Genomic DNA, 20,159 nt, shown 5'->3' with positions numbered 1-20,159 from the left:
TTTCCGTTACAGGAGTTCCCTCATGACGAATCGTATCCAGCGTTTGAAAGACGCACTTTTTGCCAGTCCACGTGAAATCTCGCTTGAGCGTGCTTTGCTCTATACCGCCAGCCATCAACAGACGGAGGGCGAGCCGGTTATCCTCAGGCGAGCAAAAGCCACGGCGTACATTCTTGACCATGTGAATATCGCGATTCGTGATGAGGAACTGATTGCCGGAAACCGCACCGTTAAACCGCGCGCGGGCATTATGTCCCCTGAGATGGATCCGTACTGGCTACTTAAGGAGCTGGACCAGTTTTCCACACGTCCGCAGGACCGCTTCGAGATCGGCGAAGCGGATAAGCAGATCTACCGCGACGTGCTGTATCCCTATTGGGAAAAACGGTCGATGAAAGATTTCATCAACAGCCAGATGACGGATGAGGTGAAAGCCGCTGTAGGGACGCAAATTTTCAGCGTCAACCAGACGGACAAAGGGCAGGGGCATATCATTATTGATTATCCGCGCCTGCTGAATAACGGGCTGGGTGCGCTGGTGGAGCAAATGCGAGAATATTGTGCCCGCGATGCTCAGAACACGTTCTATGCCGCCGCGCTGATTCTGCTTGAAGCCTCCCAGCGCCATATTCTGCGCTATGCTGCGCTGGCTGAAACGCTTGCAACCGTCTGTGATGACGCTTCACGGCGTGAAGAGCTACGAAAGATTGCCGAAATCTCGCGGCACAACGCGGAGCATAAGCCGCAAACGTTCTGGCAGGCGTGTCAGCTGTTCTGGTATATGAACGTCATTTTGCAATACGAATCTAACGCCAGCTCGCTTTCTATTGGGCGCTTCGACCAGTATATGCTGCCGTTTTATCAGGCCTCGTTAACGCAGGGAGACGACCCGGCATTTCTGAAAGAGCTGCTGGAATCGCTGTGGGTGAAGTGTAACGACGTGGTGCTCTTGCGCTCGACCAGCAGCGCCCGTTATTTTGCCGGCTTCCCGACCGGGTATACCGCGTTATTGGGCGGACTGACGGAAAGCGGGCGTAACGCGGTGAATGTGCTTTCCTTCCTGTGCCTGGATGCTTACCAAAGCGTTCAGCTTCCTCAACCGAACCTTGGCGTACGGGTTAATGAACTTATCGACCGACCTTTCCTGCTTAAAACGGCAGAGACGATCCGCCTGGGCACTGGTATTCCGCAGATTTTCAATGATGAAGTGGTGGTACCCGCTTTCCTGAATCGGGGTGTGTCGCTGGAGGATGCGCGCGACTACGCGGTGGTAGGCTGTGTAGAACTGTCAATTCCGGGTAAAACCTACGGTCTGCACGATATCGCGATGTTTAACCTGCTGAAAGTAATGGAAATCGCGATGCTGGAGAACGAAGGTAATTCAACGCTGAGTTATGAAGGCTTGCTGGACCATATTCGGGCCAAAATTAACCACTACATTGCGCTGATGGTTGAGGGGAGCAACATTTGCGATATCGGCCATCGAGACTGGGCACCGGTACCGTTGCTCTCTTCATTTATCAGCGATTGCCTTGAATCAGGGAAAGATATTACCGACGGCGGGGCGCGATATAACTTTTCTGGCGTTCAGGGGATCGGGATAGCCAACCTGAGTGATTCACTGCACGCCCTGAAAGGGCTGGTCTTTGAACAGCATCGCTTAAGTTTTGATGAGCTCTTAGCCGTGTTAAAAGCGAACTTTGCCACCCCTGAGGGAGAAAAGGTGCGTGCAAGGTTGATCAATCGCTTCGAAAAATACGGCAATGATATCGATGATGTCGACAATATCAGCGCTGAACTGTTGCGCCATTACTGTAAAGAGGTCGAAAAATACCGGAACCCGCGCGGCGGACAGTTCACGCCAGGCTCTTATACCGTATCGGCACACGTGCCGCTGGGGGCAGTGGTGGGAGCTACACCGGATGGCCGCTTTGCCGGAGAGCAACTGGCTGACGGTGGGCTCTCGCCGATGCTTGGGCAAGATATGCAGGGCCCAACGGCGGTACTTAAATCGGTAAGCAAGCTGGATAACTATCTGTTATCTAACGGTACGCTGTTAAACGTTAAATTTACCCCTGCGACGCTGGAAGGCGATGCCGGGCTGCAAAAGCTGGCGGATTTCCTTCGTGCTTTCACCCAGCTTAAGTTGCAGCATATCCAGTTCAACGTGGTGAACGCGGAAACATTGCGTGAAGCGCAACAGCGTCCACAGGATTTTGCCGGGCTGGTGGTGCGCGTTGCTGGCTACAGCGCCTTCTTTGTTGAGTTATCGAAGGAGATCCAGGATGACATTATCCGCCGCACAGCGCATCAGCTGTGACGTGGTTGAAACGCACGCCGAGGTGGCGCGTATTTTCAATATCCAGCGCTACTCATTGAATGACGGTCGCGGCATCCGTACGGTGGTCTTTTTTAAAGGTTGTCCTCACCGTTGTCCGTGGTGTGCGAATCCGGAGTCAATTTCACCGAAAATCGAAACGGTGCGCAGAGAAAGCAAATGTCTTCACTGCGCACCCTGTTTGCGGGACGTCGATGAGTGCCCCTCCGGCGCATTTGAGCCTATTGGGCGGGATGTTACGCTGGAGGAGCTGGTAAGCGAGGTAATGAAAGACGATGTTTTCTTTCGTTCCTCGGGAGGTGGGGTGACGCTCTCGGGTGGCGAAGTGTTGCTGCATGCGCCTTTCGCGACAAAATTTCTACAGGGTTTACGCCGTTTCGGCGTGCATACGGCCATCGAAACGGCAGGCGATGCCCCTTTGTCCCGATTAATGCCGCTGGCTCGCCAGTGTGATGAAGTGTTGTTTGATTTAAAGATCATGGACGCGGATCTGGCCCAATCGATTGTGGCAATGAATCTTCCCAGAGTGCTGGATAATTTCCGCCAGCTGGTGGCTGACGGGATAAACGTGATTCCTCGTGTGCCGCTTATTCCTGGCTATACGCTTAACGAAACGAACATGGCGCGCGTGCTGGCTTTCCTGCTACCTTCAGGAATACGGCAACTGCATTTATTGCCCTTTCATCAGTATGGGGAGCCAAAATACCGTCTGCTGGGACAGGAGTGGGGAATGCGGCAAGCGACCCCTCCGACAGAAGATGAGGTGTCAGCGATGCGTCAACTGGCAGAGCGCGAAGGTTTCAATGTTACCGTGGGAGGCTGAACATGACAGTGATAACGGGACGTCATCTGGTGGCGGTGACCGCGTGTGTCAGTGGCGTCGCACATACCTATATGGCTGCCGAACGTCTGGAAAAGCTCTGCCAGCAGGAGAAGTGGAGCGTTAACATTGAGACGCAGGGAGCGCTGGGTGTTGAGTGCGAGCTTACGGAAGACGACATACGGCGAGCCGATGTCGTATTGCTCATTACCGATATCGAACTGGCGGGCAGCGAACGTTTCGAGCATGCGCGCTACGTGAAGTGCGGTATTAGCGCCTTTTTACGCGACCCACAAAAGGTGATGGGGGCGGTGCGTAAAATGTTAGCCGCTCCGCAGCATACTCAGGTCATTCTGGACTAATGACCTTCCCGGTGAGCTGGCTGTGATACTGGCGACGGTATTCTGACGGCGAACGCTCGGTGTTTTTACGAAACAACCGGCAGAAATAGTTGCTGTCGACAAATCCGCAGGCATGCGCCACCTCTTTCACTTTCAAATCATATCCTTTCAGTAACTGGCGCGCGTGTTCCAGTCGGGTGTGCGTCAGGTACTCATTGAAACCCACTGCGCCCGTTTTCTGGAACAGATGCGACAGGTAGTTTGGGGAGATATAAAACGCCTGCGCGACGGATTCCCGGGTAAGGGGAGTGGCGTAGTGTTCGTCAATATAGACCCGAATTGCTTCAAACAAAGCCTGGCTGCGGGAGGCGGTTTGGATCTGACTACCCAGCAGGTCGACGCAGTGGCTAAGCAGGCTGGCAATAATCAGCCGCGCGGTTTGTTGCTCATGCGGTTGCATCTGCATTTCATGAAGCGTCTGTAAGAGTAGCGATCCAATACGGGGACCGCGGCGGGCAACGTGCTGCTTTGTCAGGTTTCGAACGTCTATACCATTCCAGTGCAAAAGGCTAAACCCAAGCTGCTGTTTGCCAAACAGGATGCTCAGCGTTGTTGCGGGTGCTTGCCATTGTGGATTATTCCAGCCGCCAGCCGGGACGTATAAAACATCACCCTGCTGTAAAACGCAGCCAGCCTGGTCTTTCATCGAACCTTCGATCGCGATCTCCAGACGTGGAAAATCGACCTGCAAGGCAAGTTCGGGGGCGGAGGTAGCGGAGTTTGCAAAATGCACCTGACGCAGCGGCGTTGTGCCGTTGATCAGGTTAGTCAGGATCTGGGTAATGTCGTGGTGCATGGTGTGGATACCAGGGTATTGCCCGGCGGCGCTGGTGCTTGCCGGGCCTACGAAAAGCCTATTTTAGGGCGGGTAAGCGTAAGCGCCACCTGGCAAAACCGATCAACCGGTGTTACGCATACCTGCCGCAACGCCTGCTATCGTTACCATCAGCGCCTGTTCAACGCGTGGATCCGGCTCTTTACCTTCCTCTTCCGCCAGACGCGAACGGTGCAGCAGCTCTGCCTGTAAAACGTTCAGCGGGTCGGTGTAGATGTTACGCAGCTGGATAGACTCGGCGATCCACGGCAGGTCTTCCATCAGGTGGGAGTCGTTAGCGATGTCCAGCACCACTTTGATGTCGCCTTCCAGCAGTTCGCGCAGTTCTTTGCCCAGCGCCCACAGCTCCGGCTTCACCAGGCGCTGATCGTAATATTCCGCCAGCCACAGGTCGGCCTTCGAGAAGACCATCTCCAGCATTCCCAGACGGGTTGAGAAGAATGGCCAGTCGCGGCACATGGTTTCCAGTTCGCTCTGCTTACCGTCTTCCACCACTTTTTGCAGCGCCGCACCGGCACCCAGCCAGGCTGGCAGCATTAAGCGGTTTTGCGTCCAGGCGAAGATCCATGGAATGGCGCGCAGGGATTCAACGCCACCGGTCGGGCGACGCTTTGCAGGACGCGAGCCCAGCGGCAGTTTACCCAGCTCCTGTTCAGGCGTGGCCGAGCGGAAGTAAGGGACAAAATCTTTGTTTTCACGCACGTAGCCGCGGTACAGATCGCAGGAGATGTCAGACAGTTCGTCCATAATCCGGCACCAGGATTCTTTTGGCTCCGGCGGCGGCAGCAGGTTGGCTTCGAGGATCGCGCTGGTATAAAGCGACAGGCTGCTGATGGTCACTTCCGGCAGGCCGTACTTGAAGCGGATCATCTCGCCCTGCTCGGTCACGCGCAGGCCGCCTTTCAGGCTTCCTGGTGGTTGAGAGAGCAGCGCCGCGTGTGCAGGCGCACCGCCACGACCAATTGAGCCACCGCGTCCGTGGAACAGGGTCAGCTCGATACCGGCTTTCTCACAGGTTTTGATCAGTGCATCCTGCGCCTGATACTGCGCCCAGGAGGCTGCCATCACCCCCGCATCTTTCGCGGAGTCGGAATAGCCGATCATCACCATCTGTTTGCCCTGAATAAAGCCGCGATACCAGTCGATGTTCAGCAGCTGGGTCATCACGTCGTTAGCGTTGTTCAGGTCGTCGAGAGTCTCAAACAGCGGTGCTACCGGCAGAGCATAGTCAATGCCCGCTTCTTTCAGTAGAAGGTGAACGCCCAGCACGTCGGACGGGGTCTTCGCCATGGAGATCACGTAGGCGGCCACAGATCCTTTCGGCGCATCGACGATCGCTTTACAGGTGTTGAGCACTTCGCGGGTGTCATTGCTTGGCTCCCAGTTGCGCGGCAGCAGCGGGCGCTTGGAGTTCAGCTCGCGGATCAGGAACGCCTGTTTGTCGGCTTCTGACCAGCTTTCATAGTCGCCGATGCCGAGGTAGCGGGTCAGCTCGCCCAGCGCTTCGGTATGACGGGTACTTTCCTGACGAACGTCGATACGCACCAGCGGCACGCCGAAACACTTCACGCGGCGCAGGGTGTCGAGCAGTTCGCCGTTGGCAATGATGCCCATCCCACAAGCCTGGAGCGATTTATAGCAGGCGTATAGAGGCTCCCAGAGCTGTTCGTTCTGGCTCAGCAGACCTTCCGGCTTCGGCAGGCGCTGGCCTTTCAGGCGCGCTTCCAGCCAGGCCTGAGTGGCCATCAGCTGACCGCGCAGCTTTTTCATCAGGAAGCGGTACGGCTCGCTGGCGCCTTCTTCACCGGCCAGCGCGCGCAGTTCCGGCGTCGCTTCCACCATCGACAGCTCGGAGATCAGTACCTGGATATCTTTCAGGAACAGGTCGGTCGCTTTCCAGCGGCTCAGCAGCAGGACGTGACGGGTGATTTCCGCCGTCACGTTCGGGTTGCCGTCGCGGTCGCCGCCCATCCAGGAGGTGAAGCGAACCGGCACAAAGTCGACCGGCAGGCGATAGCCCAGATTTTCTTCCAGCTGTTCGTTCAGCTCGCGCAGGTAGTTGGGTACCCCTTCCCACAGGCTGTTTTCCACCACCGCAAAGCCCCACTTGGCTTCGTCGACCGGGCTTGGGCGATGCTTACGAATTTCATCGGTGTGCCAGGACTGGGCAATCAGCTGGCGCAGGCGGCGCATAAGCTGGTTACGTTCGTAGTCGGCGATGTCTTTGTTATCCAACTGCTTCAGACAGTTGTTCACTTCCACCATTTTGTGGATCAGCGTACGACGGGTGATTTCGGTTGGGTGTGCGGTCAGCACCAGCTCCAGCGAAAGGGATTCCACCGCTTTTTTGATGGTCGCTTCGTTGAGGTCGGGCTGGTCTTTGAGTTTACGAAGGGTGCGGGCAATGACTTCCGGGTTGCTGGCCGCTTCGCCTTTTGGCGAAATGCTGTGGTATTGCTCAGCGGTGTTTGCCAGGTTCAGGAACTGGCTGAAGGCGCGGGCAACGGGCAGCAGCTCATCGTTGGAGAGGTTCTGCAAGGTGGTAAGCAGCTCCTGACGGTTGGCCTCATTACCGGCGCGGGAAGATTTGGACAGCTTGCGGATGGTTTCAACGCGGTCGAGGATGTTCTCCCCCAGTGCGTCTTTGATGGTATCTCCAAGCACTTTGCCGAGCATACTGACATTACTACGCAACGCGGAATATTGTTCGTTCATAAAAACCCAGTCACCCCATCATTTTTGTTTATGCCCAGGCGAAAATCTTCTGGACATTATTTTGTCATCTCCCTTTATAAAGCCACGTAAAACCCCCGTCGTCAATTGCTGCGAAAACGGTTCAGCAGACGAATAAATGCGGACAATTTACGAAATTTAATTCGCATTGCGTCAGATAAGAGATGCTTATGGAAATGTGACGGTGATCATGCGATTTGTTGCCCTCACCCTAACCCTCTCCCACAGAGAGAGGGGACTTTTCGGTGCGGTTTTAATGCCAGCAGAAGTGATGCACAACCTGGGTAATGAGTTCGCGGGTGGGCTTGATGAAGCGGGTTTCGAGATATTCGTCCGGCTGGTGTGCCTGGTTGATGGAGCCAGGGCCCAGAACCAGCGTCGGGCACAGCGTCTGAATAAACGGCGCTTCGGTGCAGTAGTTCACCACGTCGGTTTTCTCGCCGAGCAGTTTTTCCACTACCTGAACCAGCTGATGGTCAGGCGGGCATTCGTAGCCTGGAATCGGCGGATGCAGTTCGGAGACCGTCAGACGGCCCGGCCAGCGCTCGCTGACCGGTGCCAGCGCTTCGTTCAGTAAGCCATCCAGATCGCTCAGCGTCATACCCGGCAGAGGACGGATATCCATATGCAGTTCGCAGCAGGCGCAGATACGGTTGGACGCATCACCGCCGTGCAGGCTGCCGAGGTTAAGCGTTGGGTAAGGCACGGTGAACGCCTCGTAGTGATAGCGCTCTTTCAGATCGTCGCGCAGGGTCATGATGCGGCCAATCGCGTCATGCATCAGCTCAATGGCGTTCACGCCGCGCGCCGGATCGCTGGAGTGGCCAGACTGGCCCAGTACGCGCACCGCGGTAGAAATATGGCCTTTGTGCGCCCGAATCGGTTGCAGAGAGGTCGGTTCGCCGATGATCGCGCAGTCAGGACGAATCGATGTGTTTTCAGAGAAATAACGTGCGCCCGCCATGCTGGTCTCTTCATCGGCGGTCGCCAGAATGTAGAGCGGTTTTTTCAGCTTCGTCACGTCCACGTCACGCAGCGCGTCGAGGATAAAGGCGAAGAAGCCTTTCATGTCGGCGGTGCCCAGACCATAAAGCTTGTTGTCATGCTCGGTCAGCGTGAACGGATCGCGCGTCCAGCGGCCATCATCAAACGGCACGGTGTCAGTGTGCCCAGCCAGCAGCAGGCCGCCCGCGCCATGTCCGGTACTGGCGAGCAGGTTAAATTTGTGACGTGTTCCGGGGACGGGCTGAACCTCAACGTTAAACCCAAGATCGCTAAACCAACCCGCCAGCAGATTGATTAAAGACTCATTGCTCTGATCCAGGGCTTCTTCCGTCGCGCTGATGGAGGGTGTGGCGATCAGGGCGCGGTAAATCTCGATAAATGGCGGTAAGTTCATTTTCATTGTTGACACACCTTAGGTCGTGATAGTATCAATATTCATGCAATAAATGTGAATAAAAATACATTAACGTTGAGCATAAAGGAACCCGATGTTGAATACGCTGATTGTAGGCGCTAGCGGTTATGCGGGCGCAGAGCTTGTAAGCTACGTAAATCGCCACCCTCATATGACCATAACCGCTTTGACCGTGTCAGCGCAAAGCAATGATGCCGGAAAGTTAATTTCCGATTTGCATCCACAACTTAAGGGCGTGGTTGATTTGCCTTTGCAGCCCATGTCTGACATCAGCGAGTTTACCGACGGCGTTGACGTGGTGTTTTTAGCCACCGCACACGAGGTCAGTCACGACCTGGCGCCGCAGTTCCTGGCAGCCGGATGCGTGGTGTTCGATCTCTCCGGCGCGTTCCGCGTTAACGACGGCGCGTTCTACGAAAAATATTACGGTTTCACCCACCAGCATCCGGAACTGCTTGAAAAAGCGGTGTACGGCCTGGCGGAGTGGAGCGCAGATAAACTGAAAGAAGCGAACCTGATTGCCGTTCCGGGATGCTACCCGACGGCGGCGCAGCTTTCCCTGAAGCCGCTGATCGACGCCGGGTTGCTGGATCTGAACCAGTGGCCGGTGATCAACGCCACCAGTGGCGTGAGCGGCGCCGGGCGCAAAGCGGCGATCTCCAACAGCTTCTGCGAAGTGAGCCTTCAGCCGTATGGCGTGTTTAATCACCGTCATCACCCTGAAATCACCACCCATCTGGGCGCGGACGTGATTTTCACCCCGCACCTCGGCAGCTTCCCGCGTGGGATCCTCGAAACCATTACCTGCCGCCTGAAGCCGGGTGTGGCCAAAGAACAGGTGAGCGAGGTCTTCACGCAGGCGTATGCGGATAAACCGCTGGTGCGCCTGTATGACAAAGGCGTGCCGGCGTTGAAAAACGTGGTTGGCCTGCCGTTCTGCGATATCGGCTTTGCCGTGCAGGGTGAGCATCTCATCGTGGTGGCAGCAGAAGATAACCTACTCAAAGGCGCTGCCGCACAGGCAATGCAGTGTGCAAATATTCGTTTCGGCTTCCCTGAAACGCAGGCTCTTATTTAAGGTGTGATGATGAACCCATTAATTATCAAACTCGGTGGTGTACTGCTGGACAGCGAAGAAGCGCTGGAGCGCCTGTTTAACGCACTGGTGAACTATCGTGAATCACACCAACGTCCGCTGGTGATTGTGCACGGCGGCGGCTGTGTGGTGGATGAGCTGATGAAAGGGCTCAACCTGCCGGTGAAAAAGAAAAATGGCCTGCGCGTCACCCCTGCTGACCAGATTGACATCATTACCGGCGCGCTGGCGGGCACGGCGAACAAAACGCTGCTGGCATGGGCGAAGAAACACCATATCGCTTCCGTTGGCCTCTGTCTGGGCGACGGTGACAGCGTAAAAGTGACCCAGCTTGACGAAGAGCTCGGCCATGTTGGACTGGCGCAGCCAGGTTCGCCTAAGCTGATTAACACCCTGCTGGAAGGCGGTTTTCTGCCGGTGGTGAGCTCAATCGGCGTGACCGAAGAGGGCGAGCTGATGAACGTTAACGCTGACCAGGCGGCAACCGCGCTGGCGGCCACGCTGGGCGCAGACCTGATCCTGCTCTCCGACGTGAGCGGCATACTGGACGGCAAAGGCCAGCGTATTGCGGAAATGACCGCCGCAAAAGCCGAGCAGCTGATCGATCAAGGCATTATCACCGACGGCATGATTGTTAAAGTGAATGCGGCGCTGGATGCGGCCCGCACGTTGGGTCGCCCGGTGGATATCGCCTCCTGGCGGCACGCGGAGCAACTCCCGGCGCTGTTTAACGGTACGCCGATTGGTACGCGTATTCTGGCTTAAGATTCTGTGCCGGATGGCGCTTCGCTTATCCGGCCTACGTGAATTTTGTAGGCCCGGTAAGCGCAGCGCCACCGGGCAAAAATATCATCATTAAGGAAATTCGTTATGGCACTTTGGGGTGGGCGTTTTACACAGGCAGCGGATCAGCGGTTCAAACAGTTCAACGACTCTTTGCGCTTCGACTACCGCCTGGCCGAACAGGATATTGTCGGCTCTGTGGCCTGGTCCAAAGCGCTGGTGACCGTTGGCGTGCTGACCGCAGACGAACAGCAGCAGCTGGAAGAGGCGCTGAACAATCTGCTGGAAGAGGTGCGTCTGGATCCGCAGCAAATCCTCCAGAGCGATGCTGAAGATATTCACAGCTGGGTGGAAGGCAAACTGATCGACAAAGTCGGCCAGTTGGGTAAAAAGCTCCATACCGGGCGTAGCCGTAATGACCAGGTGGCGACCGACCTGAAGCTGTGGTGCAAAGAGACCGTCGGCGAACTGCTGGCGGCGAATCGTCAGTTGCAGGGCGCGCTGGTGGACACCGCGCAGAACAATCAGGACGCGGTGATGCCGGGTTATACCCACCTGCAACGCGCGCAGCCGGTGACGTTCGCGCACTGGTGTCTGGCCTATGTTGAGATGCTGGCGCGTGATGAGAGCCGTTTACAGGATACCTTAAAGCGTCTGGACGTGAGCCCGCTGGGCAGCGGCGCGCTTGCCGGCACGGCTTATGAAATTGACCGTGAGCAGCTGGCAGGCTGGCTGGGCTTTGCCTCCGCCACCCGCAATAGTCTGGACAGCGTCTCTGACCGTGACCACGTGCTGGAACTGCTCTCAAATGCGTCTATCGGGATGGTGCACCTGTCGCGCTTTGCCGAAGACCTGATCTTCTTTAACTCTGGCGAAGCCGGGTTTGTGGAGCTGTCCGACCGTGTGACGTCCGGCTCCTCCCTGATGCCGCAGAAGAAAAACCCGGACGCGCTGGAGCTGATCCGCGGGAAATGTGGCCGCGTGCAGGGTGCGCTGACCGGTATGATGATGACCCTGAAAGGGCTGCCGCTGGCGTACAACAAAGACATGCAGGAAGACAAAGAGGGGCTGTTCGACGCGCTCGACACCTGGCTGGACTGTCTGCATATGGGCGCGCTGGTGCTGGACGGCATTCAGGTGAAACGTCCGCGCTGCCAGGAAGCGGCGCAGCAGGGGTATGCTAACTCTACCGAGCTGGCGGACTACCTGGTGGCGAAAGGCGTACCGTTCCGCGAGGCGCACCATATTGTGGGTGAAGCGGTAGTGGAAGCGATTCGTCAGGGTAAAGCCCTTGAAGAGCTGGCGCTTGCCGACCTGCAAAAATTCAGCGCGGTTATCGGGGATGATGTCTACCCGATTCTGGCCCTGCAATCCTGCCTGGATAAGCGTGCAGCGAAAGGCGGCGTGTCACCGAAGCAGGTAGCGCAGGCGATTGCGGATGCGAAAAACCGGTTGGTTTAAACCGTGCGGGCTGGTGCCCTCACCCCGGCCCTCTCCCACTGGGAGAGGGAGAAAAACGGAGCCTGGCTTAGTGCTGGGCTTTTTTTTACGCAAAAAAAAGCGGACCACGGGGTCCGCAAAAGTTCACGTTGGCTTTAGTTTTTTCGAGTTTTGAGAGAAACTCGCTGACGGTGCGGGGACGTCAAGGGTCAAACACGTGCCGCCTCGTCTATGTGATGTATTATTCAACAGAATGCTTGATAGGGATAATCGTTCGTTGCTATGCTATCTATCGCCATGAACTATCGTGGCGACGGAGGATGAATAATGAATATTCGTGATCTTGAATACCTGGTAGCGTTAGCTGAGCATCGCCATTTTCGCCGCGCGGCAGACTCCTGCCATGTCAGCCAGCCAACGCTGAGCGGTCAGATCCGCAAGCTGGAAGATGAGCTGGGCGTGATGCTGCTGGAGCGCACCAGTCGTAAAGTACTGTTCACGCAGGCAGGTCTGCTGCTGGTGGATCAGGCGCGCACCGTACTGCGCGAGGTCAAAGTGCTCAAGGAAATGGCAAGCCAGCAGGGGGAAGCGATGTCCGGCCCGCTGCATATTGGCCTGATCCCAACCGTTGGCCCGTACCTGTTGCCGCACATCATTCCGATGCTGCACCAGACGTTCCCGAAACTCGAAATGTACCTGCATGAAGCGCAAACCCATCAGCTGCTGGCGCAGTTAGACAGCGGTAAGCTCGACTGTGCGATTCTGGCGCTTGTTAAAGAGAGTGAAGCGTTTATTGAAGTACCGCTGTTCGATGAGCCGATGATGCTGGCGATCTATGAAGATCACCCGTGGGCGAACCGCGATCGCGTACCGATGGCCGATCTGGCCGGTGAAAAACTGCTGATGCTGGAAGACGGCCACTGTCTGCGCGATCAGGCGATGGGCTTCTGCTTCGAAGCGGGTGCCGATGAAGATACCCATTTCCGCGCAACCAGCCTGGAAACGCTGCGTAATATGGTGGCGGCGGGAAGCGGTATTACGCTGTTGCCGGCGCTGGCGGTGCCGCACGAGCGTAAACGTGATGGCGTGGTCTATCTGCCGTGTATTAAGCCGGAGCCGCGTCGCACCATTGGTCTGGTTTATCGTCCGGGGTCACCGCTGCGCAGCCGCTATGAGCAGCTGGCAGAGGCCATCCGCGGTGCGATGGATGGCCATTTTGACAGCGCGTTAAAACAGGCGGTTTAAGCCGTTCAGCGCAGCGACCCGATAAGCTTCCGCCATGGTCGGGTAGTTAAAGGTGGTGTTAACGAAGTACTCAATGGTGTTGCCACCACCTTTTTGCTCCATGATCGCCTGGCCGATATGAATGATTTCCGCCGCGCGTTCACCGAAGCAGTGAATACCGAGGATCTCTTTCGTCTCGCGATGGAACAGGATCTTCAGTGTACCCACGCTCATTCCCACGATTTGCGCCCGCGCCAGATGTTTAAACTGGGCACGACCCACCTCGTAAGGCACCTTCATGGCCGTAAGCTGCTGCTCGGTTTTGCCGACAGAACTGATTTCCGGAATGGTGTAGATCCCCGTCGGGATATCTTCAATCAGATGCGCCGTCGCTTCACCTTTCACCAGCGCCTGTGCGGCGATGCGGCCCTGATCGTAAGCGGCGGAGGCCAGGCTTGGGTAACCAATCACGTCGCCCACCGCGTAAACGTGCGGCAGCGCAGTCTGGTACATGCTGTTGACCTTGAGCTGACCGCGGCTGTCGGTTTCAAGCCCGATATTCTCCAGCTGCAATGAATCCGTGTTGCCGGTACGGCCGTTGGCATACAGCAGGCAGTCGGCTTTCAGCTTCTTACCGGATTTCAGGTGCATGATCACACCGTCATCGCAGCCTTCGATTTTCTCGTACTCTTCGTTGTGGCGAATCACCACGCCACTGTTCCAGAAGTGGTAGGAGAGGGAATCTGACATCTCCTGATCGAGGAACGCCAGCAGCCGGTCTCGGGTGTTGATCAAATCAACTTTGACCTCCATTCCGCGGAAGATCGACGCATATTCACAGCCAATCACCCCCGCACCATAAATGATCACATGGCGTGGCTCGTGGTGCAGGCTGAGGATGGAGTCGCTGTCGTAAATGCGCGGGTGCGAGAAATCCACGTCTGCCGGATGGTAAGGACGGGAGCCGCAGGCGATCACAAATTTTTCAGCGGTGAGCGTCTCAACCGAACCGTCGTGGCACTCCAGCGCCAGGGTGTGTTCATCCACAAAATGCGCGTTCCCTTGCAGAATTTCACAGTGGTTGCGCTCATAGAAACCCTGACGCATGCGCGTCTGCTGGTTAATGACCGTGTCTGCGTGATTCAGGATATCGGCAAAGGAGGAGCGAAGAAGTCGGGAGTGGTCGCTGTAAAGAGGGTTCTGGTTAAATTCGATAATGCGGCTAACGGCGTGGCGGAGGGCTTTCGAAGGGATGGTGCCCCAGTGGGTGCAACCGCCGCCGACATTATGGTAGCGCTCAATAACCGCTACTCTGGCTCCCTGTTTTACCAGACCCATAGCAGCACCTTCGCCGCCGGGGCCGGAACCAATAACTATTGCGTCGTAATCGTAGGAATGTGGCATGGCAAGGCTTACCTGTTCTTATACATAAAAGCAACAGAATCATAACATCATTGCCAGGGTAACCCAATTATCGTTGTGCTTTTTTCGGGCAGTGGAGCACAAACCGCGCGTAAACAATCATTCACAAAGTCAGGTAAACAGATTAATTTTATTCTCTGGTATAGTGCCAACGGGCCTTTGGAAGGATTCAACTATCGTGATGGGCGTAAGAGCACAACAAAAAGAGAAAACCCGGCGTTCGCTGGTGGAAGCCGCATTCAGTCAACTGAGTGCTGAGCGGAGTTTTGCCAGTTTGAGCCTGCGTGAAGTGGCGCGCGAGGCCGGGATTGCGCCAACGTCCTTCTATCGTCATTTCCGTGATGTGGATGAACTGGGCCTGACCATGGTCGACGAGAGCGGTTTGATGCTGCGCCAGCTTATGCGTCAGGCGCGTCAGCGTATCGCCAAGGGCGGCAGCGTGATCCGCACTTCCGTGTCGACATTTATGGAATTTATCGGCAATAACCCTAACGCGTTTCGCCTGCTGTTGCGTGAGCGTTCCGGAACGTCAGCCGCGTTTCGTGCCGCCGTCGCGCGTGAAATTCAGCATTTCATCGCGGAACTTGCCGACTATCTTGAACTCGAAAACCATATGCCGCGTGCGTTTACTGAAGCACAGGCTGAGGCGATGGTGACGATTGTGTTCAGCGCGGGTGCTGAAGCGCTGGATGTCAGCATTGAACAACGTAAGCAACTCGAAGAGCGACTGGTATTGCAGCTGCGGATGATTTCTAAAGGCGCGTACTACTGGTATCGCCGTGAACAAGAGAAGTTGGCACATCAAAACGATGAGTGAAGGTGAGTAATGAAACAGTCAGGTCAGGATAAAGGAACGCTGTTGCTGGCATTGATCGCTGGCTTATCCATTAATGGTACGTTTGCGGCGGTTTTCAGCTCAATTGTACCGTTCTCGATTTTCCCGATTATCGCGCTGGTGCTGACGGTGTACTGCCTGCATCAACGTTATCTGAACCGCACGATGCCAGTTGGGTTACCGGGACTGGCCGCAGCCTGTTTTATTCTGGGTGTATTGCTTTATAGCACGGTGGTGCGCGCGGAGTATCCGGATATTGGCTCTAACTTCCTGCCTGCGGTACTGTCTGTGGCGCTGGTGTTCTGGATTGGCTCTCGCATGCGTAGCCGCAAGAGCGAGTTGCCGGAGTAATGAGGTCTGAGTAGGGCAGGTAAGCGAAGCGCCACCTGCCAAAAACGCCGGCTAGTTACTTCGCCGTGAGCAGTACACCGCACTCCATATGGTGCGTATACGGGAACTGATCGAACAGCGCCAGACGTTCAACCTTGTGCGTCTGGCTCAATGTTTCCAGATTCTTGCACAGCGTCTCCGGGTTACAGGAGATGTACAAAATACGCGGGTACGCCTGCACCATCTTCTCGGTTTCGCTGTCCAGCCCGCTGCGTGGCGGATCGACAAAAATCGTCTCACACTGGTAGCTCTTCAAATCAATGCCTTGCAGGCGGTTAAACTCGCGTACGCCGTTCATCGCCTGGGTAAACTCTTCTGCCGCCATACGAATAATTTGTACGTTATCAATATGGTTAGCGGCGATGTTGTACTGCGCGGCTGCCACCGACGGTTTGGCGATTTCCGTCGCCAGCACGCGTTCGAAGTTACGCGCCAGCGCCAGCGAGAAGTTGCCGTTACCGCAGTAGAGTTCCAGCAGATCGCCCTTAGACCCTTCCGTCGCCTTCAACGCCCACTCCAGCATCTGCACGTTCATGGCGGCATTCGGCTGGGTGAAGCTGTTCTCCACCTGACGGTAAACCATCTCTTTTCCTGCCACCGGCAGACGCTCGTCGATGTAATCCTGGTCCAGCATGATTTTGGTTTTGGTCGCGCGGCCAATCAGATGCACGTTGATATTCTGCGCGCGCAGCGCATCGCGCAGGGCTTCTGCCTGCTCGCGCCACTCGTCAGTCAGTGCTTTGTGATAGAGCAGAGAAACAATGGCCTGATTGCTTTGGGTGGTCAGGTAGTCAATCTGGAACAGCTTGTTGCGCAGTACCGGATTGTTGCGCACACCGTCGATCATCAGCGTCATCAGCTGGTTGATGAGCTCACTCGCCGCCGGAAAACTGTCTACGCGAATACGGGATTTCGTCTGCTGATCGAAAATGATGTGGTACAGGTCATCGCCATCGTGCCAGATGCGGAACTCAGCGCGCATACGGTAGTGGCTGACCGGAGAACGAAACACCTCGGGAACCGGCGCGTTGAAAGGCGTCATCATACTTTGCAGGCGGACAACTTTTTCTGCCAGCTGTGCGTCGTACTGTTCTGTCGGGAGGTGTTCGGGGGTCATGATGCGTCCTGAGTGATAAAGAATTACGCGGGGATTGTAGGGATTGTGCAGTGGATGTCCAGATTTAATGGCTAATAGCTATCTGGACATCTATACGTGTCTAATTGTAGCATTCTGTTTCCGGTCTCCTGAGAGTGAAAAGGGAATCCAGTGCAAATCTGGAGCTGACGCGCAGCGGTAAAGACTGGCGGGATGAGAGTTGTAGACACTGTGAAAATGGGAAGTCTTCATCCGTATAACGCCACCCAGCCCGAAGACCTGCCGGGATCACGTCGCATTTGGTTTCATCATCGCGTGCTATCGGTGAGGCCTGCGGCATCCTTCTTATATTGTGGATGCTTTAACAATGATTAAAAAAGTATCGCTGTTGACGGTGTTTTCCGTCACGGCATTTTCGGGCTGGGCGCAGGAAAGCGCCGACTCGTTGGTGGTGACAGCAAACCGTTTCGAACAACCAGCAAAAACCGTTCTGGCTCCGACCTCCGTCGTGACGCGTGAGGATATTGAACGCTGGCAGGCAACGAGTGTTGTGGAAATCATGTCACGCCTGCCGGGTGTGGACATCGCACAAAGCGGCGGGATGGGGTCGACCTCTTCAACGTTTATTCGCGGTACGGAATCCCGCCATGTTCTGGTACTGATTGATGGTATCCCTCTGAATAATGCCGGGATCAGCAACGTTCCCGATTTAAGCCAAATTCCGACGTCGCTGATTCAGCGTATTGAGTACATTCGCGGCCCACGTTCGGCGCTGTATGGCTCCGACGCGATTGGCGGTGTGATTAACATCATTACCGGGCGCGACAAGCCGGGTGCGGAAATTTCTGCGGGTGTCGGTTCAAAGGGGTATCAAAACTATAACGGTGCCTTCCAGCAGGTGTTCGATAAAACCAAAATCACCATGGCCGGTGATTATACCTATACCCGTGGTTTTGATATTGCCGCAAAAGATGCCCCGCGCCAGCCAGACCGCGATGGTTTTATGAGTAAATCGCTGTTTGGCTCGGTGGAGCAGCAGTTTACCGACAGCGTCAGCGGATTCGTCCGTGGTTTTGGCTACGATAACCGCTCCGCGTATGACGGTTACGATCACTATGGCGCGACCGGCATTGATGGGCGGCCGGACACGCGTCAGGTTTACAGCCAGAACTGGGACACCGGGTTGCGCTATAACCAGGGTATTTTCCAGTCACAGCTGGTGGCAGGGTATGGCCGTAGCAAAGATCAGAACTATGATCCGAAAAAAGGCCGCTACGCTGACTCCGCAACCATGGATGACGTGAAGCAGTACACCACCCAGTGGCTGAATACGGTTGAAGTGGGGCACGGCAATATCGGCGCGGGTCTGGACTGGCAGAAGCAGAAAACCCAGGCGGGTACGGGCTATCTGGAAAAAGGTTACGAACAACGTAATACCGGCGTGTTCCTTTCGGCGATGCAGCAGTTCAACAGCGTGACGCTGGAAGCGGCGGCGCGTAATGACGATAACTCTAATTTTGGCAATCACGCCACCTGGCAGACCAGCGCCGCATGGGAGTTCATCGAGGGGTATCGCATCATCGGTTCTTACGGTACAGCGTATAAAGCACCGACCATGAGCCAGATCCACAGTAAAGATTACGGTAATCCGGATCTGAAGCCAGAAGAGAGTAAGCAGTGGGAAGGCGGCTTTGAAGGTCTGACGGGGCCGGTAAACTGGCGCGTGACGGGTTATCGTAATGATATTGATAACCTGATTAACAGCGACCCGCGGACCTACCGTTATTACAACGTGGATGAGGCTCGCATCAAAGGGATTGAGGTGACGGCGCAGTTCGATACCGGACCGGTAGGGCACCAAATTTCCTATGACTACGTTGACCCGCGCAATGCGAAAACCAACGAAGTCCTGGCACGTCGCTCAAAGCAGCAGGTTAAGTATCAGCTTGACTGGCAGGTGTGGGATCTCGACTGGAATCTGGCGTACCGTTATCTGGGCACTCGCTATGACGTTGCCGTTGATCCGAATACCTATGCAACAGAACGCGTGAAAATGGGCGGCGTCAGCCTGTGGGACGTCGCGGTTTCATATCCCGTCACCTCTCATCTCACAGTTCGTGGTAAAATAGCCAACCTGTTCGATAAAGATTACGAGACAGTTTATGGCTACCAAACTGCAGGACGGGAATACACCTTGTCTGGCAGCTACACCTTCTGATCCGCGTCCCACCGTGCTGGTGTTTGATTCCGGCGTCGGTGGGCTTTCGGTCTATGATGAGATTCGGCAGCTCCTGCCGGATCTCCATTACATCTACGCCTTCGATAACGTCGCGTTCCCGTATGGGGAAAAGAGTGAAGACTTTATTGTTGAGCGTGTGGTTGAAATCGTCACCGCGGTACAAAAGCGTTATCCCCTGGCGCTGGCGGTCATTGCCTGTAATACGGCAAGCACGGTCTCTCTTCCTGCCCTGCGCGAAAAATTCCCGTTCCCGGTTGTGGGCGTTGTTCCGGCAATCAAACCTGCGGCGCGTCTGACGGCGAACGGCATTGTGGGGTTGCTGGCTACGCGTGGTACGGTAAAACGTCCTTATACGCGTGAGCTTATTGAGCGCTTTGCCAATGAATGCCAGATCGCCATGCTCGGCTCCGCGGAGCTGGTGGAAATGGCGGAAGCGAAACTGCACGGCGAGACGGTATCGCTTGAAGAGCTGCGTCGTATTCTGCGTCCATGGCTGCGGATGCAGGAACCACCGGATACGGTTGTTCTCGGCTGTACCCATTTCCCGCTATTACAGGAAGAGCTGTTAAAGGTTCTGCCTGAAGGGACCCGGCTGGTGGATTCCGGTGCTGCGATTGCGCGTCGGACGGCCTGGCTGCTGGAACACGAGGCGCCGGATGCGAAATCCGCTGATGCGAACATCGCTTTTTGTATGGCGATAACAAAAGAAACTGAACAACTTTTGCCCGTTTTACGTCGTTATGGCTTTGAAACGCTCGAAAAACTGGCGCTGTAGCACGGTTTTGAGCAAAAAAGAGACGGTTGAACGTTTTTTTTCAAAGAGGGGTTGTCAACGTCTGAGAACTCCCTATAATGCGCCTCCACTGACACGGAACAACGGCTTGCAAGCCGCCGGGGCAGCGGGGTTCAGAGATGAACACCAACAGAGAAAAGTGAAAATAATTGCTTGACTCTGAATGAGGAAAACGTAATATACGGGACCTCGCAACGATGTGCTGAAAGCCGCGTTGCAACTGCTCTTTAACAATTTATCAGACAATCTGTGTGGGCACTCAAAGTGACATGGATTCTTAACGTCCTCGGACGA

16 protein-coding genes and 1 riboswitch are annotated in these 20,159 nt (G+C 55.5%); of the genes, 11 read left to right on the top strand and 5 right to left on the bottom strand.

Annotated features, from left to right (window positions below):
• Window positions 1–22 precede the first annotated feature (22 nt).
• The 3 genes from SK47_RS20865 to SK47_RS20855 are packed head-to-tail and all read left to right on the top strand — an operon-like array spanning window position 23 to window position 3,520.
• Window positions 23–2,320, top strand: coding sequence for a formate C-acetyltransferase (locus SK47_RS20865; protein ID WP_048245113.1), 2,298 nt, complete (start codon window positions 23–25; stop codon window positions 2,318–2,320).
• The gene (locus SK47_RS20860) at window positions 2,286–3,161 is read left to right on the top strand and encodes a [formate-C-acetyltransferase]-activating enzyme (protein ID WP_045343484.1); all 876 of its coding nucleotides are present in this window, start codon (window positions 2,286–2,288) and stop codon (window positions 3,159–3,161) included. The genes SK47_RS20865 and SK47_RS20860 overlap by 35 nt, the downstream gene beginning before the upstream one ends.
• Before the next feature lie 2 nt (window positions 3,162–3,163).
• Window positions 3,164–3,520, top strand: coding sequence for a PTS fructose-like transporter subunit IIB (locus SK47_RS20855; RefSeq protein ID WP_045343485.1), 357 nt, complete (start codon window positions 3,164–3,166; stop codon window positions 3,518–3,520).
• Here the strand turns inward: SK47_RS20855 and SK47_RS20850 are convergent.
• The 3 genes from SK47_RS20850 to argE all read right to left on the bottom strand — a co-directional run bounded on the left by SK47_RS20850 (window position 3,507) and on the right by argE (window position 8,532).
• Window positions 3,507–4,355 carry a helix-turn-helix transcriptional regulator gene (locus SK47_RS20850; RefSeq protein ID WP_045343486.1) on the bottom strand — a complete coding sequence of 283 codons (849 nt, stop codon included), beginning with the start codon at window positions 4,353–4,355 and terminating at the stop codon, window positions 3,507–3,509. The genes SK47_RS20855 and SK47_RS20850 overlap by 14 nt on opposite strands.
• Window positions 4,356–4,457: 102 nt before the next feature.
• Window positions 4,458–7,109 (bottom strand): phosphoenolpyruvate carboxylase, encoded by a 2,652-nt coding sequence (gene ppc, locus SK47_RS20845; RefSeq protein ID WP_017383108.1) that lies wholly within the window; start codon window positions 7,107–7,109, stop codon window positions 4,458–4,460.
• A 271-nt stretch (window positions 7,110–7,380) separates the two neighbouring features.
• Window positions 7,381–8,532, bottom strand: a complete 1,152-nt coding sequence (argE, locus tag SK47_RS20840; protein WP_003862050.1) for an acetylornithine deacetylase — start codon at window positions 8,530–8,532, stop codon at window positions 7,381–7,383.
• An 88-nt stretch (window positions 8,533–8,620) separates the two neighbouring features.
• Here argE and argC point away from each other — a divergent pair, with 88 nt between their 5' ends.
• The 4 genes from argC (at window position 8,621) to oxyR (ending at window position 13,111) form a co-directional block, all read left to right on the top strand.
• Window positions 8,621–9,625 carry an N-acetyl-gamma-glutamyl-phosphate reductase gene (gene argC / locus SK47_RS20835; protein ID WP_048245111.1) on the top strand — a complete coding sequence of 335 codons (1,005 nt, stop codon included), beginning with the start codon at window positions 8,621–8,623 and terminating at the stop codon, window positions 9,623–9,625.
• 6 nt (window positions 9,626–9,631) lie between these two features.
• A complete protein-coding gene (argB, locus tag SK47_RS20830; protein ID WP_086527949.1) occupies window positions 9,632–10,408 on the top strand; it encodes an acetylglutamate kinase in 777 nt (258 codons plus the stop codon).
• 105 nt (window positions 10,409–10,513) lie between these two features.
• Window positions 10,514–11,887: an argininosuccinate lyase gene (gene argH / locus SK47_RS20825; RefSeq protein ID WP_003862053.1), complete on the top strand. Its 1,374-nt coding sequence runs from the start codon at window positions 10,514–10,516 to the stop codon at window positions 11,885–11,887.
• Between the two features lie 306 nt (window positions 11,888–12,193).
• On the top strand, window positions 12,194–13,111 hold the full coding sequence (oxyR, locus tag SK47_RS20820; protein ID WP_008501786.1) for a DNA-binding transcriptional regulator OxyR: 918 nt from the start codon (window positions 12,194–12,196) through the stop codon (window positions 13,109–13,111).
• Here the strand turns inward: oxyR and sthA are convergent.
• The gene (sthA, locus tag SK47_RS20815) at window positions 13,094–14,494 is read right to left on the bottom strand and encodes a Si-specific NAD(P)(+) transhydrogenase (protein ID WP_003862057.1); all 1,401 of its coding nucleotides are present in this window, start codon (window positions 14,492–14,494) and stop codon (window positions 13,094–13,096) included. The genes oxyR and sthA overlap by 18 nt on opposite strands.
• A gap of 196 nt (window positions 14,495–14,690) precedes the next feature.
• Between sthA and fabR the strand changes: the two genes are divergently transcribed.
• On the top strand, window positions 14,691–15,329 hold the full coding sequence (fabR, locus tag SK47_RS20810) for an HTH-type transcriptional repressor FabR (RefSeq protein WP_003862059.1): 639 nt from the start codon (window positions 14,691–14,693) through the stop codon (window positions 15,327–15,329).
• Between the two features lie 9 nt (window positions 15,330–15,338).
• Window positions 15,339–15,698 carry a YijD family membrane protein gene (locus SK47_RS20805; protein WP_003862061.1) on the top strand — a complete coding sequence of 120 codons (360 nt, stop codon included), beginning with the start codon at window positions 15,339–15,341 and terminating at the stop codon, window positions 15,696–15,698.
• A gap of 55 nt (window positions 15,699–15,753) precedes the next feature.
• Here SK47_RS20805 and trmA read toward each other — a convergent pair whose 3' ends face one another.
• Window positions 15,754–16,854 carry a tRNA (uridine(54)-C5)-methyltransferase TrmA gene (gene trmA / locus SK47_RS20800; protein WP_045343489.1) on the bottom strand — a complete coding sequence of 367 codons (1,101 nt, stop codon included), beginning with the start codon at window positions 16,852–16,854 and terminating at the stop codon, window positions 15,754–15,756.
• A 104-nt stretch (window positions 16,855–16,958) separates the two neighbouring features.
• Window positions 16,959–17,135, top strand: a riboswitch (cobalamin riboswitch).
• A gap of 65 nt (window positions 17,136–17,200) precedes the next feature.
• Here trmA and btuB point away from each other — a divergent pair.
• Together btuB and murI are read left to right on the top strand one after the other, a co-directional pair.
• The gene (btuB, locus tag SK47_RS20795) at window positions 17,201–19,051 is read left to right on the top strand and encodes a TonB-dependent vitamin B12 receptor BtuB (RefSeq protein ID WP_048210862.1); all 1,851 of its coding nucleotides are present in this window, start codon (window positions 17,201–17,203) and stop codon (window positions 19,049–19,051) included.
• On the top strand, window positions 18,996–19,847 hold the full coding sequence (gene murI / locus SK47_RS20790; protein WP_003862067.1) for a glutamate racemase: 852 nt from the start codon (window positions 18,996–18,998) through the stop codon (window positions 19,845–19,847). The genes btuB and murI overlap by 56 nt, the downstream gene beginning before the upstream one ends.
• The last annotated feature ends 312 nt before the right edge of the window (window positions 19,848–20,159 follow it).

Source organism: Enterobacter sp. BWH52, assembly GCF_001037565.1.
GTDB lineage: Bacteria > Pseudomonadota > Gammaproteobacteria > Enterobacterales > Enterobacteriaceae > Enterobacter > Enterobacter hormaechei_C.
The sequence above is the reverse complement of the archived record's forward strand: the minus strand, read 5'-3'. Positions and strand labels throughout refer to the sequence as shown.